Raw genomic sequence first — 1,526 nt, 5'->3', positions numbered from 1 at the left:
GTAGCTATTCAGCTGGGGTGAGTGCTGGTGGTAGCCAGGCGCCGGTGGTGAAGAGTTGGTGGAGCGCGTCGAGCTTGTCCAGTCCCCACTTGTGTGCGGTGTCCAGATAGGACTGGACGACCGCGAAGTCAATCAGTCCGGTGAGGGTGCGCCAGGTGCCACCGGAGGTGCGTTGCTGGATTTTGACTGGTCGGACGGCTCTTTCCGCCATGTTGTTGGTAAACGGGACGGTCAGGTCGGTGGCGAACCTCAGGATCATGTCCTCGAACCGCCGGAACCGGCCGATCAGCGTTCGTGCTTCGGTGGCGAGTTGCCCGCGACTGTTCTGGTTGTCGTCGCGCCCTCGAGCCAAAGCACCGAGGTAGTGGTTGCGGATCCTGGCCAGGGTGACCGGGTCAAGCGTGTCCGCGCCAGTGTCACGGGCCACTCGGGCGGCGTGCTGGGCCGCCAGGAGCGTGTCAGCCATCGCCAGCGCCCACAGTTGCCCGTCCGGGTCCCCGTCGGAGATCGACCGTAAATCCCGCAGCAGGTGAGCCCCACACCAGGCGTGCACCGCGCCGGTGAGGTGCTCGTAGCCGGCGTAGCCGTCACGGACCAGGACACCGGTGAACGCCGGCAGTACCCCACCGGCGTCGATGTCCTCCTTGGTACGGCCACCGACGTGCAGCAACGTCAGATACTCGGTGCACGCGACATGCACGTAGGACGGTGTCCCGGCAGTACGGCCGGTGGTCTCATCAGCGTGCAGCACCGGTGCGCTGGTGAGTAGGTCACGCAGATACGGCAGGAACTTCTTCTCCAGTTTGCGGGCCGCACGGCCACGGACACCGGCGAGGAACCCAGCCGACACCTCGATCCCGGTCAACGCCTCAAGCAGCTGACGTGACCGTCCGACCGGCAGGTAATGCCCGCATGTCAGCAATGCCGCGCGGGCCAGGGTTTCCGGGCCGAGCCGCACCGGCGATCCGGGGGAAGCCACCACGTCTGCGTGATCATCACCGATGATCTCCGCGTCCCAGTCCGGTGTGCTCACCACACCGCAACACACGCAGATCTTCGACACCCGCTGGTACTCAGTCACCACCGGTGGCGCTACCGGTGCCACATCCACCACCTGACGCCGCTCCCGACCGCTTTCGGGCGCACCGGCTAGCGACGCATCACACCCGTCACACCGGGGCGGGATGATCACGAACGTATCGTCGGGATCGTCACTCAGGCTCCGCGACGACGATGACGTACCTGGCTGCTTACCCGGCTTCCGCCCTGACTGGCTCCGCGACGACCGCTTCTTCGCGGGCTTCTTGTCCCACGGCGCATCCGAGGACGGCGGGCGAGACGAATTCGACGAATCACCCGACAGTCGCCGCTCCAGCTCAGCGATCCGCTCCGCCTGCCCGGCGATCACCAGATCCCGCTGTGCCAGCGTAGATTCCAACTCGGTCACACGCGCGAGCAACTGCTCGACCAGCGCTGCGAGCGAAGCAGGATCCGACACCACAAGATCATCTCAGACGGACCTCATC

Annotated in this window: 1 protein-coding gene; it reads right to left on the bottom strand. The window is 65.7% G+C overall.

Translation table 11 applies throughout. From position 1 onward, the window contains the following. Positions 1-4 precede the first annotated feature (4 nt). Positions 5-1,501 carry an IS66 family transposase gene (tnpC, locus tag QMK34_RS47400; RefSeq protein ID WP_326421615.1) on the bottom strand — a complete coding sequence of 499 codons (1,497 nt, stop codon included), beginning with the start codon at positions 1,499-1,501 and terminating at the stop codon, positions 5-7. Positions 1,502-1,526 lie beyond the last annotated feature (25 nt).

Origin of the sequence: Amycolatopsis sp. H20-H5 (assembly GCF_035828755.1) — a bacterium.
Classification (GTDB): Bacteria; Actinomycetota; Actinomycetes; order Mycobacteriales; family Pseudonocardiaceae; genus Amycolatopsis.
Note: the sequence above shows the minus strand (reverse complement) of the source record. Positions and strands in the feature narration are given on the sequence as shown.